This is a genomic window from Paraherbaspirillum soli, assembly GCF_042654985.1.
GTDB classification, from domain to species: Bacteria; Pseudomonadota; Gammaproteobacteria; order Burkholderiales; family Burkholderiaceae_D; genus Paraherbaspirillum; species Paraherbaspirillum soli.
The window spans coordinates 171,383-188,306 of sequence record NZ_JBHSMT010000013.1; the positions used below are offsets into that span (position 1 = coordinate 171,383).

General features: G+C 57.6%; 15 protein-coding genes. 9 read left to right on the forward strand and 6 right to left on the reverse strand.

Going from position 1 to position 16,924, the window contains the following annotated elements; all coding sequences use genetic code 11:
* Positions 1-32: 32 nt before the first annotated feature.
* From ACFPM8_RS08330 to parC, 4 genes are all read left to right on the forward strand, one after another.
* Positions 33-1,202, forward strand: a complete 1,170-nt coding sequence (locus tag ACFPM8_RS08330; RefSeq protein ID WP_378996975.1) for a vWA domain-containing protein — start codon at positions 33-35, stop codon at positions 1,200-1,202.
* A 221-nt stretch (positions 1,203-1,423) separates the two neighbouring features.
* Entirely contained in the window at positions 1,424-3,412 is a 1,989-nt protein-coding gene (locus ACFPM8_RS08335; RefSeq protein ID WP_378996977.1) for a DNA topoisomerase IV subunit B, read from the forward strand.
* Complete coding sequence (locus ACFPM8_RS08340; protein ID WP_378996979.1) at positions 3,412-4,251, forward strand: lytic transglycosylase domain-containing protein; 840 nt, start codon at positions 3,412-3,414, stop codon at positions 4,249-4,251. The genes ACFPM8_RS08335 and ACFPM8_RS08340 overlap by 1 nt, the downstream gene beginning before the upstream one ends.
* A gap of 13 nt (positions 4,252-4,264) precedes the next feature.
* On the forward strand, positions 4,265-6,571 hold the full coding sequence (gene parC, locus ACFPM8_RS08345) for a DNA topoisomerase IV subunit A (protein ID WP_378996981.1): 2,307 nt from the start codon (positions 4,265-4,267) through the stop codon (positions 6,569-6,571).
* A 202-nt stretch (positions 6,572-6,773) separates the two neighbouring features.
* Here the strand turns inward: parC and ACFPM8_RS08350 are convergent, their stop codons facing one another.
* The 4 genes from ACFPM8_RS08350 to ACFPM8_RS08365 all read right to left on the reverse strand — a co-directional run bounded on the left by ACFPM8_RS08350 (position 6,774) and on the right by ACFPM8_RS08365 (position 9,800).
* A complete protein-coding gene (locus ACFPM8_RS08350) occupies positions 6,774-7,967 on the reverse strand; it encodes an aminotransferase-like domain-containing protein (protein ID WP_378996984.1) in 1,194 nt (397 codons plus the stop codon).
* Between the two features lie 108 nt (positions 7,968-8,075).
* Positions 8,076-8,534, reverse strand: a complete 459-nt coding sequence (locus ACFPM8_RS08355; RefSeq protein ID WP_378996986.1) for a RidA family protein — start codon at positions 8,532-8,534, stop codon at positions 8,076-8,078.
* A 337-nt stretch (positions 8,535-8,871) separates the two neighbouring features.
* Positions 8,872-9,465 carry a LysE family translocator gene (locus tag ACFPM8_RS08360; RefSeq protein ID WP_378997434.1) on the reverse strand — a complete coding sequence of 198 codons (594 nt, stop codon included), beginning with the start codon at positions 9,463-9,465 and terminating at the stop codon, positions 8,872-8,874.
* A complete protein-coding gene (locus ACFPM8_RS08365; RefSeq protein WP_378996988.1) occupies positions 9,465-9,800 on the reverse strand; it encodes a DUF2917 domain-containing protein in 336 nt (111 codons plus the stop codon). The genes ACFPM8_RS08360 and ACFPM8_RS08365 overlap by 1 nt, the downstream gene beginning before the upstream one ends.
* A gap of 122 nt (positions 9,801-9,922) precedes the next feature.
* On the opposite strand from ACFPM8_RS08365, the gene ACFPM8_RS08370 reads away from it, so the two are divergent.
* The 3 genes from ACFPM8_RS08370 to ACFPM8_RS08380 all read left to right on the forward strand — a co-directional run bounded on the left by ACFPM8_RS08370 (position 9,923) and on the right by ACFPM8_RS08380 (position 14,060).
* Entirely contained in the window at positions 9,923-11,389 is a 1,467-nt protein-coding gene (locus ACFPM8_RS08370) for an aminotransferase-like domain-containing protein (RefSeq protein WP_378996990.1), read from the forward strand.
* A 130-nt stretch (positions 11,390-11,519) separates the two neighbouring features.
* A complete protein-coding gene (gene htpG, locus ACFPM8_RS08375; RefSeq protein ID WP_378996992.1) occupies positions 11,520-13,433 on the forward strand; it encodes a molecular chaperone HtpG in 1,914 nt (637 codons plus the stop codon).
* Between the two features lie 114 nt (positions 13,434-13,547).
* A complete protein-coding gene (locus ACFPM8_RS08380; protein ID WP_378996994.1) occupies positions 13,548-14,060 on the forward strand; it encodes a GNAT family N-acetyltransferase in 513 nt (170 codons plus the stop codon).
* Here the strand turns inward: ACFPM8_RS08380 and ACFPM8_RS08385 are convergent.
* Both ACFPM8_RS08385 and ACFPM8_RS08390 read right to left on the reverse strand, forming a co-directional pair.
* Positions 14,054-14,494 (reverse strand): Mpo1 family 2-hydroxy fatty acid dioxygenase, encoded by a 441-nt coding sequence (locus tag ACFPM8_RS08385; protein WP_378996996.1) that lies wholly within the window; start codon positions 14,492-14,494, stop codon positions 14,054-14,056. The genes ACFPM8_RS08380 and ACFPM8_RS08385 overlap by 7 nt on opposite strands.
* Positions 14,495-14,732: 238 nt before the next feature.
* Entirely contained in the window at positions 14,733-15,188 is a 456-nt protein-coding gene (locus ACFPM8_RS08390; protein WP_378996998.1) for an outer membrane lipoprotein, read from the reverse strand.
* 304 nt (positions 15,189-15,492) lie between these two features.
* On the opposite strand from ACFPM8_RS08390, the gene ACFPM8_RS08395 reads away from it, so the two are divergent.
* Positions 15,493-15,978 (forward strand): DNA-deoxyinosine glycosylase, encoded by a 486-nt coding sequence (locus ACFPM8_RS08395; protein WP_378997435.1) that lies wholly within the window; start codon positions 15,493-15,495, stop codon positions 15,976-15,978.
* A 69-nt stretch (positions 15,979-16,047) separates the two neighbouring features.
* Positions 16,048-16,875 carry a class I SAM-dependent methyltransferase gene (locus tag ACFPM8_RS08400; protein WP_378997001.1) on the forward strand — a complete coding sequence of 276 codons (828 nt, stop codon included), beginning with the start codon at positions 16,048-16,050 and terminating at the stop codon, positions 16,873-16,875.
* Positions 16,876-16,924: the final 49 nt, after the last annotated feature.

Genomic DNA, 16,924 nt, shown 5'->3' on the forward strand with positions numbered 1-16,924 from the left:
AAACCTTTGCAAAACCAAACAAGTAGCCCCCCATGCTGATCGATTTTTTCTTTACGCTGAAAGACGCCAGAATTCCCGTATCGATCAAGGAATTCCTGATTCTGCTGGAAGCGTTGCAGAAGAATGTCATTTCCCCATCGCTCGATAATTTTTATTACCTGGCGCGGACCACGCTGGTCAAGGATGAAGCGCATTTCGACAAATTCGATCGGGCTTTCGGCCAGTATTTCAAAGGCATCCAGACCATCTTCGAGAAGAACGCAGAGATCCCGCTTGAATGGCTGATCCAGCGCATGAAACGCGAATTGACGCCGGAACAGCAGGCGCAACTGGAGAAATTCGGCTACGACAAGCTGATGGAACGCTTGCAACAGCTGCTCGAAGAACAAAAAGGCCGGCACGAAGGCGGCAACAAATGGATAGGCACCGGCGGCACCTCGCCGTTCGGGCATGGCGGCAGCAACCCGGAAGGAATCCGGATCGGCGGTTCGGGCGGCAACCGCAGCGCGGTCAAGGTATGGGACGCGCGCGCCTATCGCGACTACGACGACGAGCGCGAACTGGGCACGCGCAACATCAAGGTGGCATTGCGCCGCCTGCGCAAATTCGCGCGCGAAGGCGCGGCGGAAGAACTGGCGCTGGATGACACCATCCGCGCCACCGCCAACAATGCCGGCTATCTCGACATCAAAATGCAACCGGAGCGCAAAAACAATATCAAGGTGCTGATGTTGCTGGATGTCGGCGGCACCATGGACGACCACATCACCCGCACGGAAGAACTGTTCTCGGCCGCAAAAACCGAATTCAAGAATATGGAATTCTTTTATTTCCACAATTGCGTCTACGACTACCTGTGGAAAAATAATCACCGACGCCACGCAGAGCGCTTCCAGACCTGGGATATCCTGCGCAAATATACGGCTGACACCAAATTGATTTTTGTCGGCGATGCGACCATGAGCCCGTATGAAATCTTGCAGCCGGGCGGCTCGGTTGAATACAACAACGAAGAAGCCGGGGCCGAGTGGCTGCAAAGGTTCACCAAGACCTTCCCCAAATTCATCTGGCTCAATCCGGAGCCGGAAGGCTTGTGGCAATACCGCCAATCGGTTGGCGTGATCCGGCAATTGATGAGCAACCGCATGTTTCCGGTGACGATAGAAGGACTGGAGCGCGGCATGCGCCTGCTCAGCAAGTAAGCTCATCACCATTCGCATTTGTTTCTGCCAACGCCCTGTGTGGCATTTGCAACATTTAACCACCTTTCGGTTCTTGGCCTATTTGTTAACCAACTCTTAGTTCTGCAACTAAGCGACTTTTTTCATTAGAATGCGGACAGTTTGATATTTTCCGATTCCACTTGCAGTCCATTGTTAATTGCAAATTGATAATTTTTCACCTCGTACCCCTACACAACTGAATGGCAACCAAAAAAACACCGCTGTCTGACTATAGTGAATCGTCGATCCGTGTACTCAAAGGCCTGGAGCCGGTCAAGCAACGGCCCGGCATGTACACCCGCACCGAGAACCCGCTGCATATCATCCAGGAAGTGATTGACAATGCATCGGACGAAGCGCTCGGCGGATTTTGCAAAAATATCCTGGTCACCTTGAACGCCGACGGCAGCGTCAGTGTTGAAGATGACGGTCGCGGCATCCCGGTCGGCTTGCACCCTGAAGAAAAAGTGCCGACGGTGGAAATCGTGTTTACCCGATTGCACGCCGGCGGCAAATTCGACAAGGGCAGCGGCGGCGCTTATTCATTTTCCGGCGGTCTGCATGGGGTCGGCGTGTCGGTCACCAACGCCCTCTCCTCGCGGCTGGAAATCACGGTCTGGCGCGAAGGCGGCGTGCATCAACTGGTGTTCGCCGATGGCGATGTGATTGAAAAACTGAACTCGCGTCCGATCGCGCGGGACGACAAAAAATCCGGCACCAGAGTCACAGCCTGGCCGAATCCGAAGTATTTCGATTCGCCCGCCATTTCGCTTCCGGAAATGCAGCGCCTGCTGCGCTCCAAAGCGGTGCTGCTGCCCGGCGTCAAAGTCACGCTGCTGAACGCAAAAACCGGCGACAGCCAGACCTGGCAATACGATCAAGGTTTGCGCGGCTACCTGATGGAGTCGCTGGCGCAATCGTCGAATGCCGAACCGCTGATCCCGCTGTTTGAGGGCGAGCAATACGCGACCGCCGACGCCGAAGGTTTTGCCGAAGGCGAAGGAGCGGCATGGGTCGTGGCCTGGACCGAAGAAGGCGCCATCGTGCGCGAATCGTATGTCAACCTGATCCCGACCTCGGCCGGCGGCACGCATGAATCGGGACTGCGGGAAGGTTTGTTCGGCGCGGTCAAGAGCTTCGTCGAGATGCACTCCTTGCTGCCCAAGGGCGTCAAGCTATTGCCGGAAGACGTGTTTGCCCGCGTCTCTTTCGTGCTGTCGGCCAAGGTGCTGGACCCGCAATTTCAAGGCCAGATCAAAGAGCGCCTGAACTCGCGCGATGCAGTGCGGCTGGTGTCGACCTATACCCGGCCGGCGCTGGAATTATGGCTTAACCAGCACGTCGAGTACGGCAAAAAACTGGCCGACCTGGTCATCAAGCAAGCCCAGAACCGCCTGCGTTCCGCGCAAAAAGTAGAAAAGAAAAAATCGTCCGGGGTCGCCATCCTGCCAGGGAAATTGACCGATTGCGAATCCAGCGATATCACCCGCAACGAACTGTTCCTGGTCGAGGGCGACTCGGCCGGCGGTTCCGCCAAAATGGGCCGCGACAAAGAATTCCAAGCCATCCTGCCATTGCGCGGCAAGGTGCTCAACTCCTGGGAAACCGAGCGCGACCGCCTGTTCGCCAACAATGAAATCCACGATATCGCGGTCGCCATCGGCGTCGATCCGCATAGCAAGACCGACACCGTCGATTTCAGCAGCCTGCGCTATGGCAAAATCTGCATCCTGTCCGATGCGGACGTCGACGGCTCGCACATCCAGGTATTGCTGCTGACTTTGTTTTTCCGCCACTTCCCGCAGTTGATCGACCGCGGCAACATCTGCGTCGCGCGGCCGCCGCTATACCGGGTCGATGCCCCTGCACGCGGCAAAAAGCCGGCGCAAAAGATCTACGCGCTGGACGATGGCGAACTGGAAGCGATTGAAGACAAATTGCGCAAGGACGGCGTCAAGGACACTGCATGGACCATTTCCCGCTTCAAAGGCCTGGGTGAAATGAACGCCGAACAATTGTGGGAAACCACGATGAATCCCGATACCCGTCGCCTGTTGCCGATCTCGCTCGGCGCTTTCGATTTACTGGCTTCCGAAAACCGCTTCAACATGCTGATGGGGAAAGGCGAAGCCGCTGCCCGTCGCGCCTGGATTGAAGAGCACGGCAATGAAGCCGAGGCAGATATTTGATGAAATTGCCTGTGCGCCTGTCTGGATTGATGTTGAGCCTGACCATGGCTTTGGGATTGGCATCGGCGCTGGCGCCGACTGCCGCCCATGCCGATGTCTACGGCTACATCGACGCCGACGGCGCCGGTCATTTTTCGACTGAAAAACTGGACGGCCGCTATCAGTTATTCATGCGCGGCGGCGCCGAGTTCGATTCTGCGCAACTGACGCCGGGCGCTGCCGGTCATCAAAATACCCAACGCCTCGACAGCCCGCTGTTCCGCTATCTGTCGCAACATCCCAATCTGAAGAAGTACGAAACCATCGTCGATCAGGCGGCGCAAGAATTCGCGCTGGAGCCGGCTCTGCTGAAGGCGGTGATGGCGGCTGAATCCGGCTTCAACCCGGCTGCGGTATCGCCCAAGGGCGCCATCGGTCTGATGCAGATCATGCCGGCCACCGCCGAGCGTTACGGCTTGAGCAGCGATCGCAACAAGCCACTGGAGCAAAAGCTGACCGATCCGCGCACCAATATCCGCCTCGGCGCGCGTTATTTGCGTGATTTGCTGAAGATGTTTCCGCGCCAGCAGGAATTGGTGATCGCCTCTTACAATGCCGGCGAAGGCGCCGTACAAAAGTACAACAACCAGATCCCGCCCTATCCCGAAACACGCAATTACGTACAACTGGTGCGCCAGTTCTACCAACTGTATCAACCGGCTTTCGCCAAGTCGGCCCGCAACTCCGCAGGCAACGACTCCGGATTAAGCCGTATCCACATGACCATTCCCGGACGCCGCAGCATGCCTGCCACGATGCCTGCTGCCATGCCCACCGCGACTTCGCCTTTAATCGAATAATCTGCTGAATTCCATGACTGAACAAAACGATTTGTTTGACCTGCCGCCACCCGACGGCGAATCCTTGACCCTCGCCACTTTCGCCGAACGCGCTTATCTCGACTACGCCATTTCCGTGGTCAAAGGCCGTGCGCTGCCGGATGTGTCCGACGGTCAGAAACCGGTGCAGCGACGCATCCTGTATGCGATGAACGAGTTGGGACTGAACGCCGCCGCCAAGCCGCGCAAATCGGCCGCCGTGGTCGGCGACGTGCTCGGCAAACTGCACCCGCACGGCGATCAGTCGGTGTATGACGCCCTGGTGCGGATGGCGCAGGATTTTTCGCTGCGCTATCCGCTGATCGACGGTCAAGGCAATTTCGGCTCGCGCGACGGCGACGGCGCGGCGGCGATGCGTTACACCGAAGCGCGGCTGACGCCGATCGCCAAATTGCTGCTGGATGAAATCGACATGGGCACGGTCGATTTCCAGCCCAACTACGATGGCTCGACCGAAGAACCGAAACTGCTGCCCGGGCGCTTGCCGTTCGTGCTGCTGAACGGCGCGTCCGGGATCGCCGTTGGCCTGGCCACCGAAATCCCATCGCACAATTTGCAGGAAGTGGCCAAGGCCGCCGTCGCGCTGATCCGCAACCCGGCGCTGAGCCATGACGAATTGATGCAGATCATCCCCGGGCCGGACTTCCCGGGCGGCGGCCAAATCATCACTTCCGCCACCGCGATTTCAGAAATGTACGCGTCCGGACGCGGCAGCCTGAAAGTACGCGCCACCTGGAAAATCGAAGAGCTGGCACGCGGTCAGTGGCAGGTGGTGGTCACCGAACTGCCGCCGGGCACCTCCTCGCAAAAGGTGCTGGAAGAAATCGAAGAACTGACCAATCCGAAAATCAAGCTCGGCAAGAAATCGCTGACGCCGGAACAACTGGCGCTGAAGCAAACCATCCTGTCGGTGCTCGACGCGGTGCGCGACGAATCCGGCCGCGATGCCCCGGTACGCCTGGTGTTTGAGCCGAAATCGAAAAATCTCGACCAGACCGAATTCACCAACATGCTGTTGGCGCATACCTCGCTGGAAAGCAGCGCCTCGATCAACCTGGTGATGATAGGCGGCGACGGCCGTCCGCGCCAGAAAGGCATAGGCATGATTTTGCGCGAGTGGATCGCGTTCCGCTTCGCCACCATCACCCGCCGTTCGCAATTCAAGCTGCAAAAAATCGAAGACCGGATTCATATCCTGGAAGGCCGCGAGGCGATCCTGCTGAATATCGACAAGGTCATCAAAATCATCCGCGAATCGGATGAGCCGAAGCCGGCCCTGATCACCGCCTTCAAGCTGTCCGACCGCCAGGCCGAAGATATCCTTGAAATCCGCCTGCGCCAATTGGCGCGACTGGAAGCGATCAAGATCCAACAAGAACTGGCCGAGTTGCGCAACGAAAAAACCACGCTGCTCGACCTGCTCGACAATCCTGCCTCCATGAAGCGTCTGGTGATCAAGGAAATCGAAGCCGACCAGAAGCAATATGGCGATGCCCGCCGCACCTTGATCGAGGCCGCCGAAAGAGCCGTAGTGGAAGCCAAGGTTATCGACGAGCCGGTGACTGTCATCATTTCGCAAAAGGGTTGGGTCCGGGCCCGTACCGGTCACGGCCACGATGCCAGCCAGTTTGCGTTCAAGGCCGGCGACGCGCTGTATGGCGCTTTCGAATGCCGCACCGTCGACAATCTGCTGACGTTCGGCTCCAACGGCCGGATCTACTCGGTCTCGGTGACCGCACTGCCGAACGCTCGCGGCGACGGCGTGCCGATCACCACCTTGATCGACCTGGCCAACGGCAGCAGCATCCTGCATTACTTTGCCGGCGCTAGCGACATCACGCTGCTGCTGGCATCGACCGGCGGCTATGGCTTTACCGCCAAGGTCGGCGACATGCTGAGCCGGGTCAAAGCCGGCAAGGCCTTCATCACCCTGGACGAGGGCGGCCAAGTATTGCCGCCGCGCCCGCTGACCGCCAACGTCAGCGCGCTGGCCTGCCTGTCGGAACAAGGCCGCCTGCTGGTGTTCGGCCTGGACGAATGCAAAGCGCTGACCAATGGCGGTCGCGGTGTGATCCTGATGGAGTTGGATAACAACGAGAAACTGCTGGCGGCGCAACCGATCAGCCAGCGCGGCGTCGTGGTGGCCGGCACCGGCCGCGGCGGCAAGGCGCAAGAAGTGGCGCTGTCGGCCTCAGGCCTGGCAGCGCATATCGGCAAGCGCGCCCGTAAAGGCAAAATGCTGGAATCGAAATTGAAACCGGCGACGTTGACCGCCCAGTAGTGAGTCTTGCGCCACCTGTGAAATAAAAAAAGGCCCGTAGGGCGGATGAGCGCAGCGTTATCCGCCATGATGCCGCCGCCTGCGGTGGGTTCGGGCCGAGTAACGGCGGAAGACGCTGCGCTTTTCCGCCCTACTTGCTGATTCTCAAGGCAATAAAAAAGCCGGCTGATCGCCGGCTTTTTTCATGCGCTGAAACCTGAAGTCACAGCATCGCGGTAATCAACTTACCCAGGATCTCGATTCCCTTGCGGATTTTCTCCGGTGGCACGGTGACGAAGCTCAGGCGCAGGGTATTGCTTTCCGGCGTATTGCCGTAGAACGGTGCGCCCGGCACAAACGCGACGTGCTGTTCGATGGCCTGCGCCAGCAGTACTTTGCTGTCGATATGCTTGGGCAAGGTCACCCAGATAAACATGCCGCCTTCCGGTTTGGTCCAGCTGGCGCTGCTTGGGAAATACGTTTGCAGTGCATCCAGCATCGCCGCGCACTGATCCGAATACAGCTTGCGGATGGTCGGGATGTGCTCTTTCAGGAAGCCGTCCTTGATCGCTTCGTACACCACCATCTGGGTCAGCTGGGCAGTGTGCAAATCGGTCGCCTGTTTGGCTTGCTCCAGCTTCTCCACCAGCGGCCGCGGCGCCACCACATAGCCCAGACGAATGCCCGGCGTCAGGATTTTGGAGAACGAACCCATGTAGATAACGCCGTCCGGATTCATGTTCAGCATCTTCGGCAACGGTTCGCCGCGATAGCTGAGGGCGCCGTACGGGTCATCCTCGATCAGCGGCAAGCCCAGTTTGTCGCAGGCCGCGACCAGGGCCTGGCGGCGTTCCACCGACAGCGTGCGGCCGGTCGGGTTCTGGAAATTAGGCAAGGCATACAGCATGCGCGCGCCCTGCCCCAAGGTTTCAACCGCTTCCGGCAGCAAGCCGCCGTCATCGCTAGGCAGCGACACGAACTCCGGTCCATATAAGGAAAAGGCTTGCAAGGCGCCCAGATAACTTGGCGTTTCGACCAATACCTTGCTGCCCTCGTCGATCAATACCTTGCCCAGCAAATCCAACCCTTGCTGCGAGCCGGACACCATCAACACCTGTTCCGGCAAGATTTTGGCATCGCTGGTCGACAGCGAATTGGCGACCCACTCGCGCAGCGGCCCATAACCGTCGGTCGGACCGTATTGCAGCGCAATTTTGCCTTGTAGCGACAGCACTTTGTCGTAGGCCGCGCGCATTTGTTCGACCGGGAACGTCGCTGGCGACGGCAGGCCGCCGGCGAACGAAATCACTTCCGGACGCATCGTTACCTTCAGGATTTCGCGGATGGCCGAGCTTTGCAGCTTTTGCGCACGCTCCGAAAAGCGCCATTGGATAGGGGTTGGATTATTAATTTTCATGCTGTTCTCTTCAAGTGATCTTCTTTTTATAATCGGATTCTTGTGATCTGGCGTCTCCGCTATTGGGTAGCTAGTAGCGATGGCACTCAATAATCGCTGCTGCCGGGACTACTCCAGTTCTGCAATCATTTCAATTTCAACGCAGGCGCCCATCGGCAGCTGCGCGACGCCGAACGCCGAACGGGCATGTATGCCTTTGGCGCCAAATACCTCCGAGATCAATTCCGAAGCGCCGTTGGTAACCAGGTGCTGCTCGGTAAAATCAGGCGTCGAATTGACCAGGCTCATCAGCTTGACGACGCGTTTGACGCGAGTCAGGTCGTTGCCGGTTGCCGCTTGCAGGGTCGCCATCAGGTCGATTGCGATGTTGCGTGCAGCTTGTTTGGCTTCGTCAGTCGTAATGTCCTTGCCGAGTTGGCCGACCCAGATCTTGCCGTCTCTCTTCGCCAGATGACCCGACAAATAAATCGTCTTGCCGCTTTGTACGTACATCACATAGGCAGCAGCGGGCGCAGCGACCGCCGGCAAGGTGATATTCAGGGCTTTCAAATTTTCATAAACAGACATCTGACACTCCGATAAAAAGATCATTTGTCGGCGCTTTTGACGCCAACAACAATGATGGGATGAATTGGGGTAAAGCCGGCGCAACTCTGAAGAAGCTGCCGGCTAATTGATGATTATCTCAAATCCGCCGTGCAGATTGCGGAAAAATACTGCTATTTATTTCACCACTTTGTATCAGACACTTCTAAAAACCGTAGCGAGCGGCCCAAGGTCGGGGCGAGAAGCGCAACCGTACGGAGGTACGGTGAGCATCGCAGCCCCGAGATTGGGACGCGCAGTAGTTTTTTAGAGGTGTCCTTCGCGATCATCATTTCTGTGTAACAAGCAACTCCGGCCGCTAAAGCCAGATTGAAACCGCCGAATAAACCGTCAACAGTACCATCACCGCGCAAAACACGCGCTGCCACAGCGCTTGCGCCAAGTAGCGCCTTAGTACCGAGCCGGCCCCGGCCCAGACGCTGACGCAAGGCAGATTGATCGCGCAAAACACCAGGCAATACAGGCTGATCGAGAGCCAGATCGACTCCATCTGCGGCAAGAATGCCGAAGCGCTGGTGACCGCCATGATCCAGGCTTTCGGGTTGGCAAATTGAAACAGCGATGCCGCCATAAAAGTCATGGGCTTGTTGTCGCCCTTCGGATCGGCGTTGAACGTCATTTTGCGCAGCTTCCAGGCCAGGTACAGCAAATACCCCGAGCCCAGCGTTTTGAGTATCACGTGGATTGACGGCAATGCCAGGATCAGGCTGCCGATCCCGGCCGCGCACAGCACCAGCATGACGCCGAAGCCGAAAGTGACGCCGAGCATGTGCGGGACCGTGCGGTTAAAGCCGAACATGATGCCCGACGAGGTCAGCATGATGTTGTTGGGGCCAGGCGTGATGGATGACACGAAGGCGAACAGGGCAAGCGGAAATAAGGTTTCGATCATCATGAGTCAACTCTATCTAATCCAAATACATTGGTTGCGGGGTGGAAGCCGGGGTCGCGCAGGCGACTTAATGCCGATAGTAAAGCCGTCAACAAGCCGCGTTGCGGCGGACAAGTCAGCTCGATGCGACTGTCGGCCGAGTCGGATTCAACCACCACCATGCGGCCTGGCAGCAATGCCAGCGAGCGGCCGGCGCGCAGCCAGTGATCTTCCGGCTGCCCTTCGAAAGTAATCCATACCTGCCCGCTCAGCACCCGCAAGGTGCGCGGACTATCGGCGATACCGGCCAGCGTGCAGCCGCCGGCGATGGTCAGTTGGGTATGCCCTGTTTGCATGAACAATGTTTTCATGGTGGTCAGTGGTTGTCAGCGTTTGTAATGTAGGAGTATCCTATGCGATAAAACCAATACAGTACCAATACAGTTAACCAAATAATTTCTACCATTGTCCTGGTGATATGACCAATACAGTTCCTGCCCGCAAGCTTAGCGCCGTAGCGTCGCCCACCGCCCCTCAGCTACTGTCGCGCGATAGCGATACCTCGCTGGTCGAGCAGATAGTGCGCTTGATCGAAGCGCGCATCGACGACCGGCTGTTGCGTACCGGCGCACGCATGCCGTCGATTCGCCAATTCGCCGATTTGCATGGCGTTTCGCGGTTTACCGTGGTCGAGGCCTACGACCGGCTGGTGGCGAAAGGCTTCCTGGAATCGCGCCGCGGCTCCGGCTTTTATGTGCGCGAACGTTCGCCGTTGATCGGCAACGGTCAACACCAGCCGTCCGGCGATAGCCGGCCGCCGTTGCTGGACGTGGTCTGGCTGGTGCGCAATATGTTCCGCCAAATGCCGCCGCAAAAAATGCCGGGCTCGGGCATGCTGCCGAACGACTGGCTGGACGGCGCACTGATTGCCAACGCCTTGCGCGCCGTCAGCCGGCAAAGTCCCAGCCACTTCCTGACCTATGGCACGCCGCAAGGTTTTTTACCGCTGCGTCAGCAACTGCAATTGAAACTGGCGGAGCTGGAAATCGCCGCCACGCCGGAGCAATTGGTCACCACCATCGGCGTCACCCAGGCCATCGACATCGTGGCGCGCCACTTTACCCAGCCGGGCGACGTGATCTTCGTCGACGATCCGTCCTGGTTCATGATGTTTGCCTCGTTCACCGCGCTCGGCGCCAAGATCGTCGGCATTCCGCGACTTGCGGACGGCCCCGACATCGCCAAACTGGCGGAACTGGCGGCCTTGCACAAGCCCAAGCTGTATGTGCTGGTATCGGTGTTGCACAATCCAACCTCGACCTCGCTGTCGGCGGCCAAAGCATTCCAGATCCTCAAGATCGCGGAAGAACACGACTTCATGATTGTCGAAGACGATATTTACTGCGATATGCACCCTGGCACCGTAGTGCAGCCGGCGACCCGCATTGCGACCATGGATCAGCTCAAGCGGGTGATTTACCTGGGCGGTTTTTCCAAAACGCTATCGCCCAATCTACGGGTCGGTTTTATTGCCACCTCGCATGAGCTGGCGCAAAATTTTGCCGACCACAAACTGCTGACCACGCTGACCAGCGCCGAAATCGGCGAGCGCGTGGTCTACAAGATCCTGTCCGAGGGCCACTACCGCAAGCACGTCGACCGCCTGCGCGGCAAACTCGACAGCCTGCGCGACAAAACCATCCGGCAACTGGAACGGGTCGGCATGACAGTCGACATCAGCACCCCGGCCGGCATGTTCGTCTGGCCCGACACCGGTTGCGACACCAATGTCCTGACCGAAAAAGCGCTGGCGCAAGGCTATTTGCTGGCGCCCGGCAGCTTGTTCTCGCCCACCCAATTGCCGACGTCGCGGATGCGAATCAATGTGGCATCCATGTCCGACCCGGGAGTCTGGAGCTTCCTGGAACAGGAATGCGGCAAATAAGTTCCAAAAAGATCATAAATAGCGAAATAACATGGCCTTGAAATAGCCGATTCACGCCCCATTTTCGGTGGAATCTGGCTTACATCGTATTTTTCCTATTCACCCCCATCCATTTCAGAGGTAACAAGCAATGGTCGTATCAGAAAAGCAAACCCTTGGTTTCCAGGCAGAAGTCAAACAACTGCTGCAGTTGATGATTCACTCGCTGTATTCCAACAAAGAGATTTTCCTGCGCGAACTGATCTCCAATGCGTCCGATGCCGCCGACAAGCTGCGCTTTGAAGCGATCAACAACGACGCCTTGTACGAGAACGATCACGAACTGAAAATCAAGGTCACTTTCGATAAAACGGCGCGCACCATCACCATCTCCGATAACGGCATCGGCATGAGCCGCGACGATGCGATCGAGCATCTGGGCACCATCGCCAAATCCGGCACCAAGGAATTCTTCTCGAAATTGTCCGGTGACCAGCAAAAAGATGCGGCGCTGATCGGCCAGTTCGGGGTCGGCTTTTATTCGGCCTTCATCATCGCCGACAAGATCACGGTCGACACCCGCCGCGCCGGCATTGCAGCCGCCGAAGGCGTGCGCTGGGAATCCGCGGGCGAAGGCGATTTCAGCATCGAAACGATCGACAAACCAACCCGCGGCACCGACATCACCCTGCACCTGCGCGAAGGCGAAGACGAGTACCTGTCGGCCTGGAAATTGAAATCCATCATCCGCAAATATTCCGACCATATCTCGCTGCCGATCGTGATGCAGAAGGAAGAATGGGACGAAGAGAAAAAAGAAACCGTGCTCAAGGACGAATTCGAAACCGTCAATCAAGCCAGTGCGCTGTGGGCTCGCAACAAGGCCGACATCACGGAAGAGCAATACACCGAATTCTACAAACACGTTTCGCACGCTTTCGAAGCGCCGCTGACGTACACCCACAACCGGGTCGAAGGTCGCAGCGAATACACGCAACTGCTCTACATCCCGGCCCGCGCCCCGTTCGACCTGTGGGATCGCAACAAGCGCGGCGGTATCAAGCTGTACGTCAAACGCGTGTTCATCATGGACGACGCCGAGCAATTGATGCCGGTCTATCTGCGCTTCGTCAAGGGCGTGATCGATTCCAGCGATTTGCCGCTGAATGTATCGCGCGAAATCCTGCAGGAATCGCGCGATGTGCGCGTCATCCGCGAAGGCTCGACCAAGCGCGTGCTGGGCTTGCTGGAAGAATTGGCGAACAGCGACGATCAAGCGCAAAAGGATAAATACACCACCTTCTGGCAAGAATTCGGCCAGGTGCTGAAAGAAGGCATCGGCGAAGATGCCGGCAACAAGGAACGCATCGCCAAACTGCTGCGCTTCGCCTCGACCCACAACGATAGCGATGCCCAGACCGTGTCGTTCGCCGACTATATCGGCCGCATGAAAGAAGGTCAGGACAAGATCTACTACGTCACCGGCGAATCGTATGCCGCCGCCAAGAACAGCCCGCACCTGGAAATCTTCCGCAAGAAAGGCGTCGAAGTGCTGTTGCTGACCGACCGTGTCGATGAGTGGATGCTGTCGTTCATCCAGGATTTCGAAGGCAAGGAACTGGCATCGGTGGCCAAGGGCGGACTCGATCTCGGCAAACTGGAAGACGAAGCCGAGAAAAAGCAGCACGAAGAAACCGAAACCCAGTTCAAGGATCTGGTCGAAAAAATGAAGAGCGCGCTGACCGACAAGGCCAAGGACGTGCGCGTGACCTTCCGTCTGACCGACTCGCCAGCCTGCCTGGTGGCCGACGAACACGAACTGTCGGGCAACCTGATGCGGATGCTGAAAGCCGCCGGCCAGGAAGCTCCTGAATCCAAGCCCATCCTGGAAATCAACCCTGATCATCCGCTGGTGCAACGCCTGAAATATGAGGAAGCCAAGTTCAGCGATTGGTCGCACCTGCTGTTCGACCAGGCCATGCTGGCTGAAGGCGGCGCGCTGGCCGATCCATCCGGCTTCGTCAAGCGCCTGAATGAAATGCTGTTGGGCATGGCGACAAAATAAGGCGTATTCTCCGCCTGCTGGATGGTGAGCCATACATGGCTCGCCATCCAGCTCCCCCTCTTCCCCATATCGTCATCAATGGCCGATATTCCTCCGCTATCCGGCAAACGGCTCGTGCTCCGCGCTTGGCGCGATGACGACTTGCTCCCGTTTGCGGCTCTCAATGCCGATCCGGTCGTAATGGAATATTTTCCCGCTACGTTGAGCCGCGCCGAAAGCGATGCGCTGGCAACCCGCATTCGCGCGCATTTTGCGCAGCATGGTTATGGTTTCTGGGTGCTGGAGATTCCCGGCCTCACGCCGTTCGCGGGTTGCGTCGGACTGCTGCACGCGGATTTCGAGGCGCCGTTTGCACCGACAGTGGAGATCGGCTGGCGCCTGGCGCAAGCCTATTGGGGTCAGGGTTACGCGACAGAAGCTGCGCAACTGGCGTTGCAATATGGCTTTGAAAAATGTCAGCTGCCGGAAATAGTCTCGTTCACTGCGGCCATCAACCTGCGTTCGCAAGCGTTGATGCGACGCCTGGGGATGACGCATGACTGCCGCGACGATTTTGAGCATCCCAAACTGCCGCAAGGCCATCGGCTACGTCCGCATGTACTCTACCGAATGATCAAGCCTCAATAACGTAATTGCCAGCGCCGGTAAAAAATCCCCAGCACAAATAACGGCCCGATCAGCAAGAATCGCAAATCGTCGAAGAACGACGGTTTCTTGCCTTCGATATGGTGACCGATAAATTGCCCGATCCAGGCAAGCACGAACACCGCAATCGACAGCGGCCAGATCCAGGCCGACGGCAACAGCGCCAGGACCAGCAACATCGCCCCCATCATCAGCGCCATCCCGGCTGCAAACGCCAGCGATAACGAGCAGTAGTACAGCAGCGCCAGCACCGCCGCCAGCAAGGCAACCAGCGGATGCCAGGTCCACCACAGGCCTAGCGCCGCAAATATGATCGCCGGGATGCAGATGCAGTGAATGATTTCATTAACTGGATTGCGATGACTTTCTGCATAGATAGCCAACAGCGCATCAATTTTTCTGGTACTGGTTTGCATGGTTGTCACCTCCTTGGCACCTCGAAAAACCTACTGCGCGGCCCAATCTCGTGGCTGCGATGCTCACCGTACATCCGTACGGCTGCGCTTCTCGCCTCGACCTTGAACCGCTCGCTACGGTTTTTCGAGATACCCTCTTAATTCATAGTTTAAAAAAAAGCCTGAATGTAGAAACCAGGAGTTTCCACATTCAGGCCTTCTGACGTCGCAGCGACTGCGCGTCGCTGCTGCTTGATCATCAGTTATGTGTAACGCGCGTCACGCCGCCGGACGACAACAAGCGAACCCGGTCGCCGACACGGAATTGCTCGTCCGCATCCTGGGTGATCGCCCGCAATTCGCCGTTATTCAGGCGCACGGTAATTTCCAGACCGGGCCGCTTGGACAGGTTAGCCTCGACCTGGTTGCCGACAATCCCGCCCAGCACCGCGCCAACCACGCCCGCCGCCAATGAGCCGTTACCCTTGCCTATCGCTGCGCCGGATGCAACGCCGCCGATTGCCGCGCCTGCCAGCGTACCGGAGCCGCCGCCATGATTCTTGTCGATGATCACTTCGCGCACCGAATCCACGACCGCCATACGCACCGTTTGCTCACCTTGGGCTTGCCTGCTGTTATAAACGCTGGCCGAATTCGGGGTAACGGCACAACCGCTCAACGCAACAATCGCTGCGACTGCAATCAGGTTCTTCATTCTTGATAACTCCATCTAAATTGATCTGGCTCTGGGGAATTCAACACATACAACGCCTGGCCGATTGCAGCTTTAAAGGTGACAAGGTGACTGGCACGGCAGCACACGACGGCGAAGCTTATTTTTACAACAATCTTTTCGTGGATCAACAACAGCGACCATTCTATCAATTCCACTGAGAACCGGCTATTTTCGTAAAATAATGCCGCTGCATTTAACGACTGCCGGCGGCGATGCGTGGATAATAGTGCGCCGCTTCAATTCAAACTTGCCGATGACCGCCTACTCCGACACACCGACTTCGATGACGCCGCCGGCGCTGACCGGCTTCGCACCAGTGATCGACGCTCAAACGCGCGTCCTGATACTCGGAAGCTTCCCCGGCGTCGCCTCGCTGGCGGTGCAACAGTACTACGGCCATCCCCGCAATCAATTCTGGGCGCTGCTATCCGCAGTGCTGGACGACGACCTGGTCAAGCTTGACTATGATGAACGGCTGGCGCGGCTGCAAACGCACCGGATTGGTTTATGGGACGTCATCGCCGGTTGCGAGCGGGTCGGCAGCCTGGACAGCGCCATCCGCAATCCGCAGGCAAACCAGTTCGCAATCCTGCGGCAGCGCTGCCCGCAGCTCGCGCGGGTTTGCTTTAATGGCAAAACTTCCGGCAAGTTCGCACCGCAATTTACCGCCGCCGGATTCGATACGCTGGTGCTGCCCTCTTCATCGCCGGCCAATGCCCAGGCAACATTTGCCCAAAAATTACTGCTGTGGCGCGGTATCATTGCCTAATATTTTTTGACTGAAATTCATTTCCTGGACCTTATCCAGTTTCATAAGCCGCAATTTAATTTCGCCCTCATGTTGATCAAACGCAAATCCATCGAAGCCGACGCCAACCGTAAAGCCGGCCCCGGAAAACGCCCGGAAAAAGAAGCCGCCAAACCTGCCCGCAAACCCAAATTCGCGCCCGTCACGCTGTCCGAACAAGGCGGCGTGCGCTATCTGCATTTCGGCACCGAATGGGTACAAGGCGCGATGCGCATCCGCAAACCGGACTGGCCGGAACTGGAATACGCACAGCAAATGATGGTGTGGATGCTATTCAACGATCAGCCGCAACATATCGTGCAGCTGGGCCTGGGCACCGCGGCGCTGACCAAATTCAGCTATCGCCAATTCCCCGCCGCCCGCGTGACGGCGATTGAACTGAACCCATCGGTACTCGCCATTTGCGGCTCGATGTTCAAGCTGCCGCCTGACGATGAACGGCTGTCGGTGATTGAAATGGACGCCATGGACTTCGTGATGAACGACGCCAATCACGGCACCGTGGACGCCTTGCAGGTCGATCTGTACGACGCCACCGCACGCGGCCCGGTGCTCGATACGCCGGAGTTTTACGGCGCCTGCGCCGCCTGCCTCAGCGACCACGGCATCATGACCGTCAACCTGTTCGGCGATCATCCAAGCTACGCCAAAAACCTGAAAGCCATGTCGTTTGCATTCGATGAGGTCTGGTGTCTGCCGGAAGTCCACCAGGGCAACGTCATCGCCATCGCCTTCAAGAACGCCCCCGAACCCGACTTCACCGCACTCTACGAGCGCGCGGCACAGATCACGGCCAGCACCAAGCTGCCGGCAAAGTCCTGGGTCAACGGCTTGAAAGCCTGGCATTCCGCACCTTAAGCGATGACGCCGAAGCGTCATCAGCAAACCTACACATTTAGCCAATATC